The following is a 16948-nucleotide window of genomic DNA, read 5'->3' on the forward strand; positions in this document are numbered from 1 at the left end:
GCGGGCCAGTTGGGCCAGTAACTCCCTGTGGGCCGGTTGGACCTGTATCTCCTTGTGGACCGGTTGGACCAATGTCTCCTTGTGAACCCATTGGACCGGTGTCTCCCTGTGGACCGGTTGGACCCGTTGCTCCTTGCAGACCAGTAGCTCCCTGCGGACCTATTGGACCCGTATCTCCTTGCGGGCCAGTTGGACCGGTTGCTCCCGTCGGACCTGTCACTCCCCTCGGACCTGTTGGCCCCGTTGGACCCATTGGCCCAGGGCAGCCCCTCGGCCCCATGCCCCCCAGCGGACCCGTTGGACCCGTTGGGCCCTGGCAGCCTCTGGGCCCCTGCATACCTGTTTCACCTTTTGGACCAGGACACCCCGTATTCCCTTTGGGACCTGTTGGGCCTGTAGGACCAACGGAACAGCAGCCACGGTTACATCTGCAGCTTTTCTCTGAACAATCCTGTTTTGTCAGCGCCGGGTTGTTTCCATAACTATCGCTGGCATTCTCCATATTATGACACCCCTTCTAAAAATCCCTAAAGGAACATATTCTAATGTCAGCAATAATACGCTCCATTTTTTAAGGAACATTTGATTTTTGTGCGGCAGAAACGATGTTAAAGTTGCTTTTTAGCCGTTCATTATCGGGAGCATATTGAAGAGCACTTTTTGCATGTTCCAGGGATTCCTTTGGCATACCCAGCCAATAAGCAGCTATGGAGCAAAAGTCATCCGGAGTATAATCCCAGGAATATCCCATATTGACAAAGGTCCTTGATTTCTCCTTGATCTTCAAAGCCTCTTTTGTCAAAAAATATGTCATTGCCCAGTCTTTTAATTCATAGCACATTTTAGAGAACTCCACATAGGGATCACGAATATCCGGTACTTCAGCAATCGCTTTATAATACCAGGCGTATGCCCCTTTTGAATCTCCTATTTTATAGCAGGATTTTGCAATCCAGCGCATTGCGGCACATCGTTCGTCTTTCCATACAGCAGCCGGCAAATCAAGATATTCCTTAAGTGTATCAATGCATTTTTGCCACTGGCTCTTATACATGTATTCTCTTCCAAGATAGTACCGCATCCTCTCATCCTCCGGATCCTCCTTCACAGCAAGCTCCAAGAGGGGAAGATAGGAACCCCGGGATTTTTGAATGTCCGGGTAATGGCTGAGAATCATTCCTTCGATGTATATGGTTTTAACGGGCAGATTGCCCGTATATTGGATAAATTCGTGAACAGGGCATTTCCAGCGGAAGCCTTGCCGGCTATGCACCTTAAAGTAATAAAATTGAATGTCAGGAGTACCGTCTTCCTTAAGACTCCAGTTATAAAGGTATCTTCCCATTCCTGCGGTCTGTCTGGAACTTCCCGGACCTTGATTAAGCCACGCTTCCTCCAGCTTCTTACGCCAGCCTGGCTCAAACAATTCATCTAAGTCCGTACAGACGCAGATGTCTACATCCTCCGGGACATGATCCAGGGAAATATTCCGCGCCACATCAAATCTCCAGGGCTTTACTATGTCCACATATACAACCGCGCCCCGCTCTTTCAACTTTTCAACAGTTCCATCATCCGAACCGGTATCAGTGACCACAATCAGGTCCGCCTCACTCATAGAGTCCATCCACTTATCTACAAACTGAACTTCGTTTTTACAAATGGCATAAACACAGATTTTTAGTCTCATGAGGATCCCTCCGCTTTTTTCTGTTTTTTGATCCTGTCCTCAATCATAAGCATGTTATTTTGCAGCCTTTTGTTGGATGGGTCCAGCCCCAAGGCTTTCCGGGCATAGTCCCTGGCTTTCTCATACATCCCCATGTTATAAGCACCGATGGCGCCGTAATCATACAAAGCAAATCCCCAGCATTCCTGTTCTACCAGATAGCTGCCTGAATTTCCCTTGATCGATAATCCTTTTTCTGCCATGCGTAGGACAGGGGCCAGTTTTTTTCCTTATAGGCTGATTTTACCAGTGCCAGATATGGTTCTCTGGCATCCGGGCATTCCGCCAAAGCACGGAAGAGCCATGATCTGGCTTCTTTCATATTTCCCTTCTCTTCATAGCATTGGGCTATAAAGCGCATGGAGGCACTTCGCTCCTCGTTCCATCTGCCGTTGGCAGGGAAAGATGTCTCTTCAGTGTTTCAATTCCCTTGTCATAATTTTTATGATATATATATTCTCTTCCAAGCCAGAACATAGACCTGTCATCAAGCGGATTCTCCTCAACTGATAATTCCAGAAGGGGAAGATACTGGCTTCTTGGCTTTGATAAATCCGGATAATGATTGAGAACGATTCCCTGAATCCATGCAGTTTGTTCCGGACCAGCACCGCTGTATTCCAGGACCTCATGAACCGGATGTACCCAGCGGTAGCCATGCCGGATGTGGATCTTTTCCATAGGATACTGTTTTTGGGGAGTGCCGTCAGGATTACAGGCAAATGTAAATAAGTATCGTGCACGGGTATATTCCGGCTTCCATAGGTCTTCCAGCTTTTGTCTCCAGCCTGGCTCAAAGACCTCATCCAAGTCATTCGAAACGCAGATGTCCGCATCCTCGGGGACATGGCTTAATGCCACATTGCGGGCCGTGTCAAACCGCCATGGCGATATGGTCTCTTCATAAACAATGGCTCCTCTTTCCCGAAGCCTTTCAACCGTATGATCGGTTGAACCTGTATCCGTCACAATGACGGCATCCGCTTCGGATACGGCATCCATCCAGCGGTCTACAAACTGCTCTTCGTTTTTACTGATTGCATATACACAAATTTTATATTTGTTCACTTCCACCGACTCCTTTAGACATTTTTATTCGCTATATTTATTCTACTAAATTCAGTATATGCATCCTGCAGCTTATCTTGTGAAGAAGGGAGGCTGCATCACTGCATCCCCCCCTAAGTAATTGTTTTTAATGATTCGTCTGACCATAGGTCTTGAATTTCTCCATCACTTCTTTCATCTGTTCCCCATTTAAGATAACAGGGTTTCCCAGACACATTGCTTTATATTGGACTTCTGCCAGAAACTCCAGATTGCACGCAAGCCCATAGGCGCTCTTAAGATCGCTGCCGCATACAATCTGTCCATGATTTCCAAGCAGTACTGCTTTGCCTTTTCCACAATACTTTATCGATTCCTCAGCCAGCTTCACCGTTCCGAATGTGTGATACGGCACGCACGGCACTTCGGCAGTGCCGGCATCACCTATGACGTAATGAACTGCCTTTACAGGCAGATTTAAAGCCGCCAGGACTGTACAATACATGGAATGGGAATGAACCACTGCGCGGGCTTCCGGTTTATCTCTGTAAAAAACCGAGTGAAGTGCCCACTCGCTGGATGGTTTACGGCTTCCATCAACGATATTAGCTTCCAGATCCGTAATCACCACGTCTTCCGGGTGAAGGTCCATATAATTTATTCCGGAAGGCGTAATAGCCATCAATTTTTTTTCTTCATTATAAATACTTAAATTACCACTTGTTCCCGGCGAAAGTTTCTCCTGGCTCATTCTCTTTCCATATTCAACAATCAATTCTCTTTCATCTTGTAATAACATTTTCATCCTCCTTAAATCAGCCCTCTCCCCGGTCTTTCTAAACTTTATGCCAAGCGGATATTCGCAATCCGCGACCCTGCTTACTCACAGCGTGCCCCGCTCCGCCGGGCATAACTGAATAGCAGCTATTGCTGCTTGTCAGGCGGGACTTATACTCCACCTGACTGGGGCAAGTCCCCACCCACCACTTAATAACCTCGTGTTCCCGCTTCTAAGGGGCGGGAACACTGGGTCACACTGTGCTTTTTGCACTTGCAGTGGGGGACTTACTTGATTTGGTTAAAATATGCGTTTAAATTCAACGGAGCAAAAATCCCCTTGTCCGTTACCACACCATCACAAAGCTTGGGCGGAGTAATATCAAAAGCCGGATAATACCCCTTCACACCCGGCATAGTGACCCTGGTTCCCATGGCTTCCAGAACCTGTTCCGGATCGCGTTCTTCGATCCTGACCGTATCTATGGTCTTATGAGCTTCATTAGGCTCTCCTGTCACATAATAAGGGATTCCCCAGTAATTTGCCATAAGTGCCATTTGAAATGTGCCCACCTTGTTGACTACATAACCATCCATGGTAATAACATCCGCAGCAGAAGTAAATACGTCAACCTTTTTTTCCTTCATAGCATATCCGGGCATATTATCAGACACAACCGTTACATCAAACCCCATATCACAGGCAACGCTGGCTGTCAAGCGCGCTCCCTGAAAATACGGACGTGTCTCTGCACATATCATTTTAATTTCATTCCCTCTGTTACGGCATTCCCGAAGTGCTGTTCCAATGACTGTTTCTGCAAAACAGATGGTCATAACCGTTCCATTTTGGGGAATCTGGTCGGCCAGATAAGAACCCACCTTACAGTATTTCAGATAGTTATTGTTTATATAATGAAACGCATACTCCTGCATGGCATCCACAAGCTTCTGCCCGGTTTCTCCTCCCCGGACTTTCTCCCTTACGATTGCCATGGCTCCATCCGTGATTTTCACCATAGCTTTCACGGTTGTCGGACGGGCATGAGAAAGCGTATAAGCAGCATGTTCCATATATTCTTCCACATCTGCCTGCCGCTCTTCATAACTTCATAAGCAGCAAGTGCCATTCCCATGGCAGCCGCAGTATAAGGCCTGCACTCTGGGTAACCATATCTGCAATGGCCTGAGCCACCTCTTCATGCTTTCTGCACACTACATATTCTGTTCTCACCGGATAAATACGCCGGTCTAATATGCGCACCATCCCGTCTTCATACCATGCAACATTTTCATAGCGCAGCATAAATGCCAAGCCTTCGTCTCCTCTTTTCATTACTTTCTCCTTTCTACTGCCAGTAAGGTCATCCTGCCAACAAAAACGCCGCAAAGGTTACATCTTTCCACTTACCTGATGTTCAATGATTTCATGAAACCGATGGGCAATTTCCTTTCCCTGTGAAAGCTTTTCCCGCTGCTTAATCAGAACTATACCGGTTAAAATCAAGGCCCTCTCTATTTCAATTCGTTTTTCCGCATTTTCCACGCCGCTTACTTCCTCTACCTTCGAATCTCCCACAACGCGGCGGATTATTTCCGTGCCTGCATATCCCAGGGTGTCAGCCATTATCTTACGAATATAATGATCTTTAAAACCGGAATTCCTGTACATATCAAACGAAACAACCTCATCATACTTTTTTTCCTATTTTATCCCTTACCATATCGTAGCACTGGATGATCGTTTCTTCAATCCACTTTAAAAATTCGCTATTTTCCGGTTCAAGATAAGCCCTGTTCGTCCATGCGAAGAAAAGGTTGCCAATCACATTTCCAATGTCATAACCCATAGGACCATAAAACGCAAATTCCGGGTCAATGACTTTTGTTCCTTCATTATTTACAAAAATCGAGCCTGAATGAAGATCCCCATGAATCAATGCCTGAGCATGGTTCATAAAGTCATCCCGTAATTTTCCCACCTCTCCCTTTAATTCCTCATCAGAATACAGGCAGGATTCCACAAACACTTCATTTCCCGGTGTAACAATATTGCAGTTGCGTCCTTTTAAGTCATAATAAGGCTGAGTAAAAACAAGATCCTCCGAAATATCACACAATTCCACATTGGTAAACAATTTAACCCATTCCTTTTTTAACCCTCTGTCCATAACAAGGTCCGTTGTAGGAAGCAGTGTATCCACCAAAAATGAAGAAATATCTTCTGCCAGGCGGGGAAATGTTTTCCCTAAAAGCATTTCTTTGCGAAGATTTTTATAAGCAGAAATATCTTCCATGGACAAAGCACACATAATTTCATCATACCGATAGACCCTGGGCACATAATCAGGTGCCAGTTTGCCTTGTATTTTCAGTATTTCCGCTTCTATTTTATTACGGTGTAAATCCAGGGGACGGCCTGATGCCCTTAACACCTTATCTGCCTGTTTAATAACCAGGGAACGGCCTGTGGCTTTCTCAGATACCCGAAAAACATAATTAATATTGCCATCGCCAATCTCAGACACTGTAAGCTCTGCTTCCGGTCCAAAAAAACAAATAACCTCCGCCGCATACTTCTTAACGTCTTCAAGCTTCATTAAAAAAATGTTCCGTATATTTTGTATTCATCCCTATTCTCCTCGTAAATTATTTGCTGCTGCCAAATTTTTGGGAAACCCGGTTACAATAAACAGCACACCAAAAACAAGCATCAGCAGGCAGTACCATACATATGGCATGATGGCGGTAGGACTGATCCCTGCCAGGCCACCTGCCACCAGCAGCTGTCCTGCATAAGGAAGCAAACCATTAAAAGCAGAAGAAAACAGGTCCAGAATACTGGCTACACGGCGGCGGTCGATTCCCTGGGCATCCGCAATATTCCTTGCAATCGGACCGGCAGCGATAATTGAAATTGTATTGTTGGTTGTTGATATATCAAGCAGTGAAACCAATGCCGCAATGCTCAGCTCCCCGCCACGGGCGCTTTTTGTTTTTTTCGTCAACTTCTCCAGCAGATAATCAATACCGCCGAAATACTTCATCAGCGCCACCATGCCTCCAACCAATACCGCAATCAAGGACATATCTTCCATCCATGTCATACCTTCATGCAGAATGCCAAGAGATTGTAAGAGGGTAAAATCACCATGCATCATGCCAATAACAAGGCCGCTTAAAATGCCCAGGCCCATAACCGGAATAACATTCATACCACTTAAAGATAAAACAATGATAACCGCATAAGGAACAATATTAATAACATTGAAATCATATACCTGGGCTGCAATTTCCCTCCCCATGGGAACTAAACTCAATAAGATCAGGTTAATAATGACAGCAGGAAGTACCATAAGGAAATTAGCCCTGAACTTGTCCTTCATGCTGACCTCCTGGGTACGGGTGGCAGCAATTGTAGTATCAGAAATAAAAGATAAATTGTCGCCGAACATAGCGCTTCCAACTACTACACCGCCGATAAGCGCAACGTTGACGCCTGTTTTTGCAGCAAGGTCAATCGCCACTGGCATCAGAGCCGAAACAGTTCCCATGGAAGTTCCCATGGAAAAGCTTAAGATACAGCCTATCAAAAACAATCCGGGAAGCAGCATTCTAGTCGGCAATATGGTAAGGCCGATGTTTACGATGGAATCCACAGCATGCATATTATTTGCCACACTGTAAAATGCGCCGGCAAGAAGGAAAATGATCACCATCAAAATCAGAGTATCATCTCCCCCGCCTTTGCAGAATATGGTAACCTTATCTGTAAAGCTTACCTTTTCTTCCCCTGGATTCTGCAGAAGAAATGCCACAAAACATGCGATGGAAATACCAATCATGAGCGGCATATTATCAAAACTGCCGGAGACAAAACCTGTAGCCAGATACAGCGACAAAAATACAATTAGTGGCATCAGACCTATAAAACTTCCTTTTTTCTTTTCAGACATAACTTTTCCTCCTACATATTAATGATTGTCAACTTTATGCGTACGCTTTTTCCGACCAGCCTTCCCATACATTTCCTCAAATCCAGGCGTATATTTTCCACACCTGATAAAAAGACCGTTTTTGTGTGGGATGTTGCTTGTCTCTCTTAAGATACATCACAAAACCACATATGTCAATAATATTTGCATATATTTTTTTATTATAAATCTATTTTTTTATACATTTTGTCATTAAACTACCTCAACGCCTCTCAAAACGTAGCTTAACACCTCACAACATTTCAAAAAAACCACATTTTACTTGCCTTCTGTTTGTATAGATGCTATAATGAAAAAATGATAACAAACTTTATGTTGCGTTTTTTACAAGGGCATAGCCCTCTATCAAAAAAAAGACCGGAGATTAATATGTTTAAAATTGAGCGACAAGCTTATATCGAAAATGAATTAAAGAAAAATAAAAGCGTTCTTATTTCTGATTTATGTCAGGCTCTTGACTGCAGCATGGAAACCATACGGCGGGATTTAAAAGAATTGGAAGCAGCAGGAAAAGCACAGCGCATTTACGGAGGAGCTTTTCTTCCAGAAGAAAATGATTTAGGAGTTCCCGCCAAATTAAGGGAAACCTTTTTTCCGATGGAAAAGCGGCAAATGGCAGAGCATGCTCTCAGCTTTATTTCAAAAGGAGATGTCATCATGCTGGATGCCAGCACTACCTGCTTAAAGCTTTCCCAGGCAATTCTGGAAGCAGATCTTCCCATTACCATTATCACCAATTCCTTAAGAATATGTTATATTTTTAATGAGCAGCCCAATGCTGCCCCGCGCATCATCTGCTTAGGAGGAGAACTTCATGCAAAGACGAACTCCTTCATCGGCTATAAAACTACCAATGAGCTTAACGAATACATTGCAGACAAGTCTTTTATAAGCTGCCCTGCCATCGACATGACCTTCGGACTGACCGATAACAATCTGGCATCAGCATGGTGCGGAAAGGGATGATCGATCACTCCAGAAAACGCTTTTTGATTGCCGACCATACCAAGTTCAGCAGCAATGCCTCTGTTTTGATCGCCGGCCTGTCGGTGGTAGACACAATCATTACAGACAAGCCTCTGCCGCCAACATGGGAAGCCGAATGCATAAACAAAAAAATTCATTTAGAGTATTTGTAAGTTGCCTATCAAAAAGGAGACTGATTATGCAAAACTTCAATTATCATAACCCGGCAAAAATTATTTTTGGCAAAGATTCCGAAAAAGAAGTCCAAGCTCTGCTTCACGATTTAAACGTTCATTCGCTCCTGCTTGTTTACAGCGGCGATTTCATCAAGACCCTGGGTATCTTTGACACGGTCAAAGATGCCTGCGAAAAAGAAAACATCGTGTTTTTTGAAAACGGATCGGTTGTTCCAAATCCAAAAATAGAACTGGTCCGCCAGCTTACCGCCCTTGGAAAAGAGAAAAATATCGACTTTATCCTTGCAGTAGGAGGAGGCAGCTCTATTGATACAGCAAAAGCCGTGGCCACAGGCATCCCATATGACGGAGATGTCTGGGATTTTTTTCGAAGGAAAGGCCCCTCTTCGTACTGCTCTTCCTATGGGCGTTATCAGCACCCTTCCTTCAAGCGGGAGCGAAACTTCCAACTGTTCCATTATTTCAAACGGACTTCACAAGCTTGGAATTGAAAGTGACGTCATCATTCCACGCTTTTCCATTATGAATCCTGCCTTTACTTTAACCCTTCCGCCTTATCAGACAAGCTGCGGAATCGCAGATATTTTGTCACATCTGCTGGAACGGTATTTTACCAACGTCCCCTTTGTAGATACCACGGATTTTCTGATTGAAGGAGCGGTACAGGCCCTTTTATTAAACGGAGAACGCTTAATGTCCCATCCGGATGACTATCATGCACGGGCCGAGATTCAGTGGCTCGCCTCCATTGCCCATAACAATCTTCTGGATACCGGGCGGGTGGCTGACTGGGGTTCCCACCGCATCGAACACGAAATAAGCGCTCAATACGGCATTACACACGGAGAAGGAATGGCAGTGGTGCTTCTGGCATGGTTAAAATACATGGAAAAAGTAAAGCCGGAAAAACCGGCACAACTTGCAAACCGTATTTTCCACACAGATTACCATGACCATTCCATGTCCGAAATGGCCATGATACTCCGCCGCCGTTTAATGGAATTTTTCGGAATTCTCAATTTAAGAACCTCCCTGACAGAGATGGGAATTAACAGTGAACATTTTGAAGAAATGGCGGACCGGGCGACTTCAAACGGTACAATCGGCCATTATGTTCCTCTGGGGAAAGAGCAGGTAATGGAAATCTTAGAGCTGGCGAAATAAAAAAATGAAAGCCAGAAAATATGATTTCCATGTAGAGTAACTTAGAATAAGTAAAGAAAAAAAGCCGGCATGATGCCGGCTACGGACTGCAGATAAGGTCAATTTTCGGATATAGCACTGAATATAGGTTATAAATATTCAGTGCTATATTTTTAATATTATCTTCGCTTTGTTTTATATACCAATTCAATATCTCTTTGAAACAAATACTTATATGCATATAGTAAAAAAACCGGTTGCAAAATCAATGTCCAGCCATATGAACCGGTTATTTTGATAATCTATTCAATAATCTTCTTTGTTTTCCTTATTAAAATAATATTCACAATCAGCGTACAGTTTAAAAGTTCTTTCCAGTTCATCCATCATGGCTGTACCGTATCCCTTTATGCTTCCCGTAATGATGATTTTTCCATCTTCCTGGAGCACATACACCGCCCTATCAATGATAGCTTTTTATCCATTCATCAGAATAGTCACAAAGAAAAAAATCAACGGCCCCTTGGGAATAATAATCAGGTGCACCGTTGAAGGCTTCTAACATAAATAAATTTACAGTTTGGCAAGTCTGACTCTGGATTTGGCTCATAAACCGACCTGCAAATTGAATTTTAGGGATCTTGGGCATTTCATAATGAAAATATAGATTTAATATCTCTCCATAACCTTTTAGAAATAATATTGATGATCAATTCTTCTATCGCCGAAATGCTTGCAATAAAACAAACCAAAATGATCGCTGTATATAATCCTAACCAAATATAGAGAAGGGGGAAACAAAATAAAACGATCCCCGCTGCCTTATTCCCATACGTATGTAAAAAGGCCAGCTGCCTGTATCGTATAAAACCAATCCCTAAGGATGCCAGGCGTATAACGGCAATCATAATTATCCAGCATATGCTCCACAAAGGCATTTTAAAGCTGGGAACAAATATGGATAACAAAACCGCAATCATAAATGCATCTGCAATGCTATCCAGAATCTGACCCTTTTTGCTTACCACATTCATCTTCCGCGCAATCATACCGTCCAAAACATCACTGATACCACATAAAAAGTATATAATAAAAAAAATTGTCCTGAAAATGGTTTAATGACCAATAAAACCAAAGTTCCTAACATTCTTGTTATGGTAATCAAGTTGGGAATGTTCTTCATTTGAACCTCCAGCGCTTTAATAAATAGAAGATTCCCTGCCGTATAAAGCCGGCAAAGCACCGGCTTTTCTGACAGTCCATTGCGGCGTTTTCAACCTTTACTCAGCATCCACTCCATATACCAGTTCATAGATTTCTCTCTTATATGGCTTAAATTCATCTTCCGCCATGAGCTTTCCATAACTCATAATCAACAGGGGAATGGCCTTGTCCCCAGGCTTTAAGGGCATTTGCTCATAGTAAAAGGAATTGGAGTGAAATCCCAGCCTTTCATAAAATCTTTCCCTGCTTCTGGTCATGGGATTCTTCTCAGTGATTGGTTCTATTTCCAGAAACACAGGCTTTTCTGACTCTTCCACAATCTCTTCCACCAGCTGTTTTCCATATCCCTTTCCCCTGCATACTTCCGTTGTGGCCAAATGCTCCATAAAACACAGGTTGGAAGATCCCAGTATCCCAGAAAGGCCACAATTTTTTCGTCCTCCTCTATTACCCGGACTTTATAACAGGGATTGCCGAAAACCCTTTTCTGATCGTCTTTTGTACGGCGCTCAATATCAGGAAATGATTCCTTATAAATCCGGTATATTTCCTCAAAACGGGTCTGCGGGTTCTTTAATAACATAATATCAATCTCCTAATCTTTTATCTATAATTGTTTCTTTCTTTAAGTGTAACACTTTCTGCGAAAAGAAGCAATGAAAAAGCCTGCTCCTTCTTACCAGAGCAGGCTGCTTTTCATTTTATTTAATGGTAATTCTGCCCTGACCTGTGAGATTCACATAATCAGCACCTACATTGCCGCCTAAATTGCTGCGGATGTAAGTGGAAAGTAAATCTACATCAGTCATGACATCATCCCGGATTACCTTGCTTCCCTTAAACATGGTCATGCCATCACCGCCAGACTTTAACATGTAATTATGAGAGGCTACGGTATAAGTCTTATTCACGTCAAGAGGAGCGCCGCCTACCATGATATCGGATACCCGGTATGCTCCATTTACCTTCACAAAATTATCTTTTTCATCCACCTGGACATTGGAGGTCTTGGAGGTATCGATGGTATAGGTAAGACCGGATACCTGCAGGAAACCGCCGTTCTCCTTCGGGCAGTTCCGGGAAGCCATTTCAAGGGCATCCTTGATCTGCTGGCCGGTTACCTCTGCAACGCATCCCATATTGCCAAATGGGAATACAGTAAGGGTATCATTGTAGGTAATGTTGCCGGCCTTAATGTTGGCTCTGATGCCGCCGCCATTGGAAAGGCCGATCTCTGCTCCAAGAACATAGCGGTATGCATCTGCAGATAGATCACCAAGGTTTGTCTCTGCGCTTCTGACCGCACGGTTTCCGGTCGCCGGATCATTGACCGTAAGTTCCACATCCGTATGGCCGATCACAGTCTTTAATGTCTCATTGTACTGAGCCTGGATTTCCTTAATAAACTTGTCTGTATCATAGTCAATGGCTTTTCCGTCAGCTGTGACAGCACTCTTTCCAGGAATCACCAGTTGGATACCAACAGCCAGGACATTGGGGTCCTTGATCTTGTCTCTGTTTGCTTCATAGATTTCATTCCAGCGGTTATAGGAGCCTAATTCCCTCTTTGCGATCCGGCTTAAAGAATCTCCATTCTTTACTGTATAAGCGCTGGTACCTGCTCCTGCCGGAACCTGGGTAACCAGTTCACTGGAAATCGTTCCATTTGTGTGAAGTGTCAGCTTTCCGATGTTCTTTAACTTTGTACCTGTCTGGGTAAGAAGCACATCCTGGCCATCCTTATTCTTTATGTACTTTCCATATTCCTCATGGGAATGGCCGTCGATTAATGCATCAATGCCTGTGGTATTCTTAATTACATTGTCAGAGGTCCAGCGGTCTGTTGTCCCGTTTTCGCCCAGATGGCCTACCAGGATTACATAATTAGCCCCTTCCGCTTTTGCACTGTTTACAGCTGACTGAATCTGGTTATAGAGTTTTTGTCCATTTTCATCTTCACAAAAACCGTATATGTAATTTCCGTTTCCATCCTGGAAATAAGCTGGTGTGGATTTGGTAAAGCTTTCCGGTGTGGTAGCACCCACAAACGCAACCTTGGTATCTCCATATGTAAACATCTTATAGGGAGCAAATACCGTGGAGCCAGTCCTTAAATCCATAAAATTGCTGGAATAGTAGCCGCAGCTTAACTTACCTGCCAGTTCCAGAAAACGGGGCATCCCATAATCATACTCATGGTTGCCCGGCACTGCAAAGTCATAACCGACCTTATTCATAATGTCGATCAGATATCCTCCGTCCGACAGCGTTCCAATAGGCGCGCCCTGAATGGCATCTCCTGCATCAACCAGCGTCACATAAGGTGTCTGGGCCTGCATCTCTTTCTTATAAAGAGCCAGTCCCGCATATCCTATGTTGCCGTCTACGCCGCAGTGGACATCGTTGGTGTAGAGAACCACAATATCCCGGTCTGCAGCCAGAGAGGAAAAGGATATGCCGGTTGTCAGGGAGAGGACCATGAGCAGTGCCAGCCATAATGACAGAAACCTTCTTGTCTTACTTCCTTTCATTTTTAAAACCCTCCTTTTAAAAAGTACATTTTCCTCTATTATATCAGATAAATGTAAAAATAGTATATAATTTTCTTGATTTCTTCAAATTATTTATTACTTTTCACAGGTTTCTTATTAATATGGAAATTGTAAACGTAAAAAAAGGGATGCCCTCTCCGCCTTAAGCTGACACTTTTGGCAGAGGGGCATCCCTCATGGCTCAATTATTCTTTTTCTTCACTGATTTCTATACCCAGTTCTACAAGCTGCTTGGAATCTACGGTTGAAGGCGCCTCTGTCATCAGGCAGGAAGCATCTTTTACCTTGGGGAATGCGATTACATCCCGGATGCTGTCTGCACCTACCATCAGCATGACCACACGGTCCAGACCGTAAGCAAGTCCTGCGTGAGGAGGAACTCCATATTTAAACGCCTCTAAAAGGAAGCCGAACTGATCCTGAGCCTGTTCCTTTGTAAAGCCCAGTACTTCAAACATCTTGGACTGGATATCACTCTGATGGATACGGACAGAACCTCCGCCAAGCTCCGTACCATTTAACACGATGTCATATGCTTTTGCACGGACCGCGCCAGGATCGCTGTCAATAAGCGCCCAGTCTTCATCCATTGGCATGGTAAATGGGTGGTGCATTGCAGTAAAACGGCCCTGTTCTTCGGAATACTCAAGCAGCGGGAATTCCGTTACCCATAAGAACTTAAAGTCATCCTTTTTCAGAAGATCAAGCTGTCTTGCCAGCTCCAGTCTTAAGCTGCCTAATACGTCAAATACCACTTTATCCCGGTCAGCCGCAAATAAAAGTAAGTCTCCCGGCTTTGCTCCATTGCTTCTGCCAGAGCGTGAAGTTCTTCCTCTGTCATGAATTTAGCAAAGGAGCATTTATAGGTTCCGTCTTCATTGACAGCTAAATAAGCCAGACCCTTTGCACCAAAGCCCTTTGCATATTCCACCAGGGCGTCGATTTTCTTACGAGGCATGGCTCCCTGTCCTTCGGCATTGATACCCCGGACAGAACCGCCGTTTTCAAGCGCGCCCTTGAACACTGCAAATTCTGTATCCTTTACTACATCGGAAACATTTTTAAGCTCCATTCCAAAACGCATATCCGGCTTGTCGGAACCAAAGCGGTCCATGGCTTCTCTCCAGGTCATTCTCGTAATTGGAAGCTGGATATCAAACCCACAGATTTCCTTAAATAATTTCTTTAACAGCCTTTCATTGACTTCCAGCACATCCTCCACATCCACAAAGGACAGCTCCATATCGATCTGGGTAAATTCCGGCTGTCTGTCGGCACGGAGGTCCTCGTCACGGTAGCATCTTGCCAGCTGGAAATAACGGTCATAACCGGAACACATCAGCAGCTGCTTAAAAAGCTGGGGAGATTGGGGAAGTGCATAGAAAGAGCCTGGGTGGACACGGCTTGGAACCAGATAGTCCCGGGCGCCTTCCGGTGTGCTCTTAATAAGGGTCGGTGTTTCGATCTCCAAAAAGCCTTCTTCTGCCAAAAATGCCCTTGTTAAGGTGGCAACCTGGCTTCTCACCCTGATGTTCTTCTGGATATCCGGTCTTCTAAGATCCAGGAAACGGTATTTTAATCTCAGTTCTTCCTTTGTCTTGCTGTTCTCTTCGATTGGGAAGGGAGGTGTTTCGGATTCGGAAAGGATCCTTAAGCTCTTTGCCCGCACTTCAATGGCACCTGTGGCCAGGTTCTCATTAACGCCTCCTGCCCTTGTCTCCACTTCGCCGGTCACTGCAATGACAAACTCGCTTCTTAATTTTTCAGCCTTTGCAAAGCTCTCAGCACCGCAATCGCTTTCCTCAAAAATGATCTGCAGAATTCCGGAACGGTCTCTTAAATCAACAAAAATGATTCCTCCCTTATTTCTGCTTTTCTGTACCCAGCCCATAATCGTTACTTCACTGCCTACATTGGCTTTTGTAACCTCTGTGCATCTATGGGATCTTTTTAAGCCTAACATTGACTCTGCCATAATTTCCTCTTTCCTGCCCCAAGCTTTCCGGCATATAACTATGCCCTTAGGGCGTTCCTCCTGATATATTTACTAAAGTGTATTGCTTATCGAACTTCCTTGTAAAACTCTTTAAACAGCGTATAACCTTCCTTCTGAAGGCTTTCTTTCTGGAATTTCTTATTTTTATTCATCTGGGAAACCAGAACGGTCACACCCTTTGCCCGTTCTTCCATTGCCTCTTTGACAGCTTCGTTCATCACATCATCACCGGCACCCTTTTCGATTAAAAAGGCAACCTTTTCTTCCTTTCCGGGAACTGTAAAGCCCTCATCCATCAGGATGGTGATGATCCGCTCAAATCCAATGGAAAAACCGCAGGCAGGCGTATCCATGCCTGTGAATTTGCCGATCATCTTATCGTAGCGGCCGCCGCCTCCTACGGAGCCGGGAAAACCATCTACCTGGATTTCAAAAATGGTTCCGGTATAGTAAGACATTCCTCTCACCAGGGTTGGATCAAATACGATGTGAAACTGGCTGGTGGTAATCTGGCTCACACTGTCAATAATAGCCGCCAGGTTTTCTGCCTGTTCCTGATCCATCGCCTCCTTTAAGGTGGTGCCCAGACTGCGCACTCCGGCAGCATCGGGTGTTACCGATTCAAAAAGGGATAGATATTTCCTAATTTTTTCTTCATCATAACCTGCTTCTGCCAGTTCCTTTGCCACGCCCTCCATACCGATCTTGTCCATCTTATCCAGAATGATGAACACCTGGTCATAAGCTTCTTCCGGGAAGCCGCAGAAGGCAGCCATTCCCTTTAAGATATTCCGGTCATTGATTCTTACGGTATATCCTTTAAATCCAATCTTTCCCAGTAAGGTTGTGGTAGCCAGGATAAGCTCGATCTCTGCAAGTCTGGTGGAATCTCCCAGTATGTCGATGTCGCACTGGACAAACTGTCTGAAACGTCCTTTCTGGGGACGGTCCGCCCTCCATACGCTTCCCATCTGAAGGGATTTAAAGGGAGCGGTCAGGGACGCAGCGTTATTGGAATAATATCTGGATAAGGGAACGGTCAGGTCATACCGGAGACCGCTGTCAACCAGATCATTTTCCGCCTGTGCTGTCTCCAGATTTAACTTTTCTCCCCGTTTCATGATCTTGAAAATCAGCTTTTCATTATCTCCGCCCTGTTTGCTGGTCAGGTTCTCGATGTGCTCCACACAGGGAGTCTCGATGGAATGAAAGCCGAAGCCTCCATAGGTTTCACGTATCTGGTTCATCACATATTCCCGTACCTGCATCTCGGCGGGAAGAATATCCTTCATTCCGGTAACCGGTTTCTTTTTTTAATGCCA

Annotated in this window: 17 protein-coding genes and 3 pseudogenes; 3 read left to right on the top strand and 17 right to left on the bottom strand. The window is 44.5% G+C overall.

The genetic code is table 11. From position 1 onward, the window contains the following. The 11 genes and pseudogenes from JCM10519_RS32660 to JCM10519_RS20965 all read right to left on the bottom strand — a co-directional run. A pseudogene (locus JCM10519_RS32660) lies at positions 1-463 on the bottom strand (collagen-like protein); the annotation flags it as partial. Positions 464-571: 108 nt separating this feature from the next. Beyond that, entirely contained in the window at positions 572-1690 is a 1119-nt protein-coding gene (locus JCM10519_RS20940) for a glycosyltransferase (RefSeq protein ID WP_054741593.1), read from the bottom strand. Further along, complete coding sequence (locus JCM10519_RS32665) at positions 1687-1932, bottom strand: hypothetical protein (protein WP_347845023.1); 246 nt, start codon at positions 1930-1932, stop codon at positions 1687-1689. Before JCM10519_RS32665 ends, JCM10519_RS20940 begins: the two co-directional genes overlap by 4 nt. Next, positions 1881-2090 carry a hypothetical protein gene (locus JCM10519_RS32670; RefSeq protein WP_347845024.1) on the bottom strand — a complete coding sequence of 70 codons (210 nt, stop codon included), beginning with the start codon at positions 2088-2090 and terminating at the stop codon, positions 1881-1883. The genes JCM10519_RS32665 and JCM10519_RS32670 overlap by 52 nt, the downstream gene beginning before the upstream one ends. After that, entirely contained in the window at positions 2078-2797 is a 720-nt protein-coding gene (locus JCM10519_RS32675) for a glycosyltransferase (RefSeq protein ID WP_347845025.1), read from the bottom strand. The genes JCM10519_RS32670 and JCM10519_RS32675 overlap by 13 nt, the downstream gene beginning before the upstream one ends. A 127-nt stretch (positions 2798-2924) precedes the next feature. Further along, positions 2925-3575, bottom strand: coding sequence for a class II aldolase/adducin family protein (locus JCM10519_RS20950; RefSeq protein WP_054741595.1), 651 nt, complete (start codon positions 3573-3575; stop codon positions 2925-2927). Positions 3576-3841: 266 nt separating this feature from the next. Then, a complete protein-coding gene (locus tag JCM10519_RS20955) occupies positions 3842-4639 on the bottom strand; it encodes an S-methyl-5-thioribose-1-phosphate isomerase (protein WP_347845026.1) in 798 nt (265 codons plus the stop codon). A gap of 16 nt (positions 4640-4655) precedes the next feature. After that, positions 4656-4889 carry a hypothetical protein gene (locus tag JCM10519_RS32680; protein WP_347845027.1) on the bottom strand — a complete coding sequence of 78 codons (234 nt, stop codon included), beginning with the start codon at positions 4887-4889 and terminating at the stop codon, positions 4656-4658. Positions 4890-4946: 57 nt separating this feature from the next. Next, positions 4947-5225, bottom strand: a complete 279-nt coding sequence (locus JCM10519_RS32685; RefSeq protein ID WP_347845028.1) for a hypothetical protein — start codon at positions 5223-5225, stop codon at positions 4947-4949. A 19-nt stretch (positions 5226-5244) separates the two neighbouring features. Then, positions 5245-6153: an S-methyl-5-thioribose kinase gene (gene mtnK, locus JCM10519_RS20960; protein ID WP_347845029.1), complete on the bottom strand. Its 909-nt coding sequence runs from the start codon at positions 6151-6153 to the stop codon at positions 5245-5247. 33 nt (positions 6154-6186) lie between these two features. Beyond that, positions 6187-7509: a Na+/H+ antiporter NhaC family protein gene (locus JCM10519_RS20965; RefSeq protein WP_054741597.1), complete on the bottom strand. Its 1323-nt coding sequence runs from the start codon at positions 7507-7509 to the stop codon at positions 6187-6189. Between the two features lie 408 nt (positions 7510-7917). On the opposite strand from JCM10519_RS20965, the gene JCM10519_RS20970 reads away from it, so the two are divergent. The 3 genes and pseudogenes from JCM10519_RS20970 to JCM10519_RS20975 all read left to right on the top strand — a co-directional run bounded on the left by JCM10519_RS20970 (position 7918) and on the right by JCM10519_RS20975 (position 9875). Then, entirely contained in the window at positions 7918-8514 is a 597-nt protein-coding gene (locus tag JCM10519_RS20970) for a DeoR/GlpR family DNA-binding transcription regulator (RefSeq protein ID WP_347845030.1), read from the top strand. Beyond that, complete coding sequence (locus JCM10519_RS32690; protein WP_347845031.1) at positions 8511-8687, top strand: hypothetical protein; 177 nt, start codon at positions 8511-8513, stop codon at positions 8685-8687. Before JCM10519_RS20970 ends, JCM10519_RS32690 begins: the two co-directional genes overlap by 4 nt. 26 nt (positions 8688-8713) lie before the next feature. Beyond that, a pseudogene (locus JCM10519_RS20975) lies at positions 8714-9875 on the top strand (iron-containing alcohol dehydrogenase). A gap of 285 nt (positions 9876-10160) precedes the next feature. Here JCM10519_RS20975 and JCM10519_RS32695 read toward each other — a convergent pair. The 6 genes and pseudogenes from JCM10519_RS32695 to hisS all read right to left on the bottom strand — a co-directional run bounded on the left by JCM10519_RS32695 (position 10161) and on the right by hisS (position 16918). Further along, complete coding sequence (locus JCM10519_RS32695) at positions 10161-10304, bottom strand: hypothetical protein (RefSeq protein ID WP_347845032.1); 144 nt, start codon at positions 10302-10304, stop codon at positions 10161-10163. A 200-nt stretch (positions 10305-10504) separates the two neighbouring features. Beyond that, positions 10505-10903, bottom strand: coding sequence for a CDP-alcohol phosphatidyltransferase family protein (locus tag JCM10519_RS20985; protein WP_347845033.1), 399 nt, complete (start codon positions 10901-10903; stop codon positions 10505-10507). 231 nt (positions 10904-11134) lie between these two features. Then, positions 11135-11455 carry a GNAT family N-acetyltransferase gene (locus JCM10519_RS32700; RefSeq protein ID WP_347845034.1) on the bottom strand — a complete coding sequence of 107 codons (321 nt, stop codon included), beginning with the start codon at positions 11453-11455 and terminating at the stop codon, positions 11135-11137. A gap of 324 nt (positions 11456-11779) precedes the next feature. Further along, positions 11780-13609: a 5'-nucleotidase C-terminal domain-containing protein gene (locus tag JCM10519_RS20995; RefSeq protein ID WP_054741601.1), complete on the bottom strand. Its 1830-nt coding sequence runs from the start codon at positions 13607-13609 to the stop codon at positions 11780-11782. 206 nt (positions 13610-13815) lie between these two features. Beyond that, positions 13816-15605: pseudogene (aspS, locus tag JCM10519_RS21000) on the bottom strand (aspartate--tRNA ligase). A gap of 86 nt (positions 15606-15691) precedes the next feature. Then, positions 15692-16918 (bottom strand): histidine--tRNA ligase, encoded by a 1227-nt coding sequence (gene hisS / locus JCM10519_RS21005; RefSeq protein WP_054741604.1) that lies wholly within the window; start codon positions 16916-16918, stop codon positions 15692-15694. Positions 16919-16948 lie beyond the last annotated feature (30 nt).

It is taken from the genome of Clostridium sp. NkU-1, from assembly GCA_001312405.1.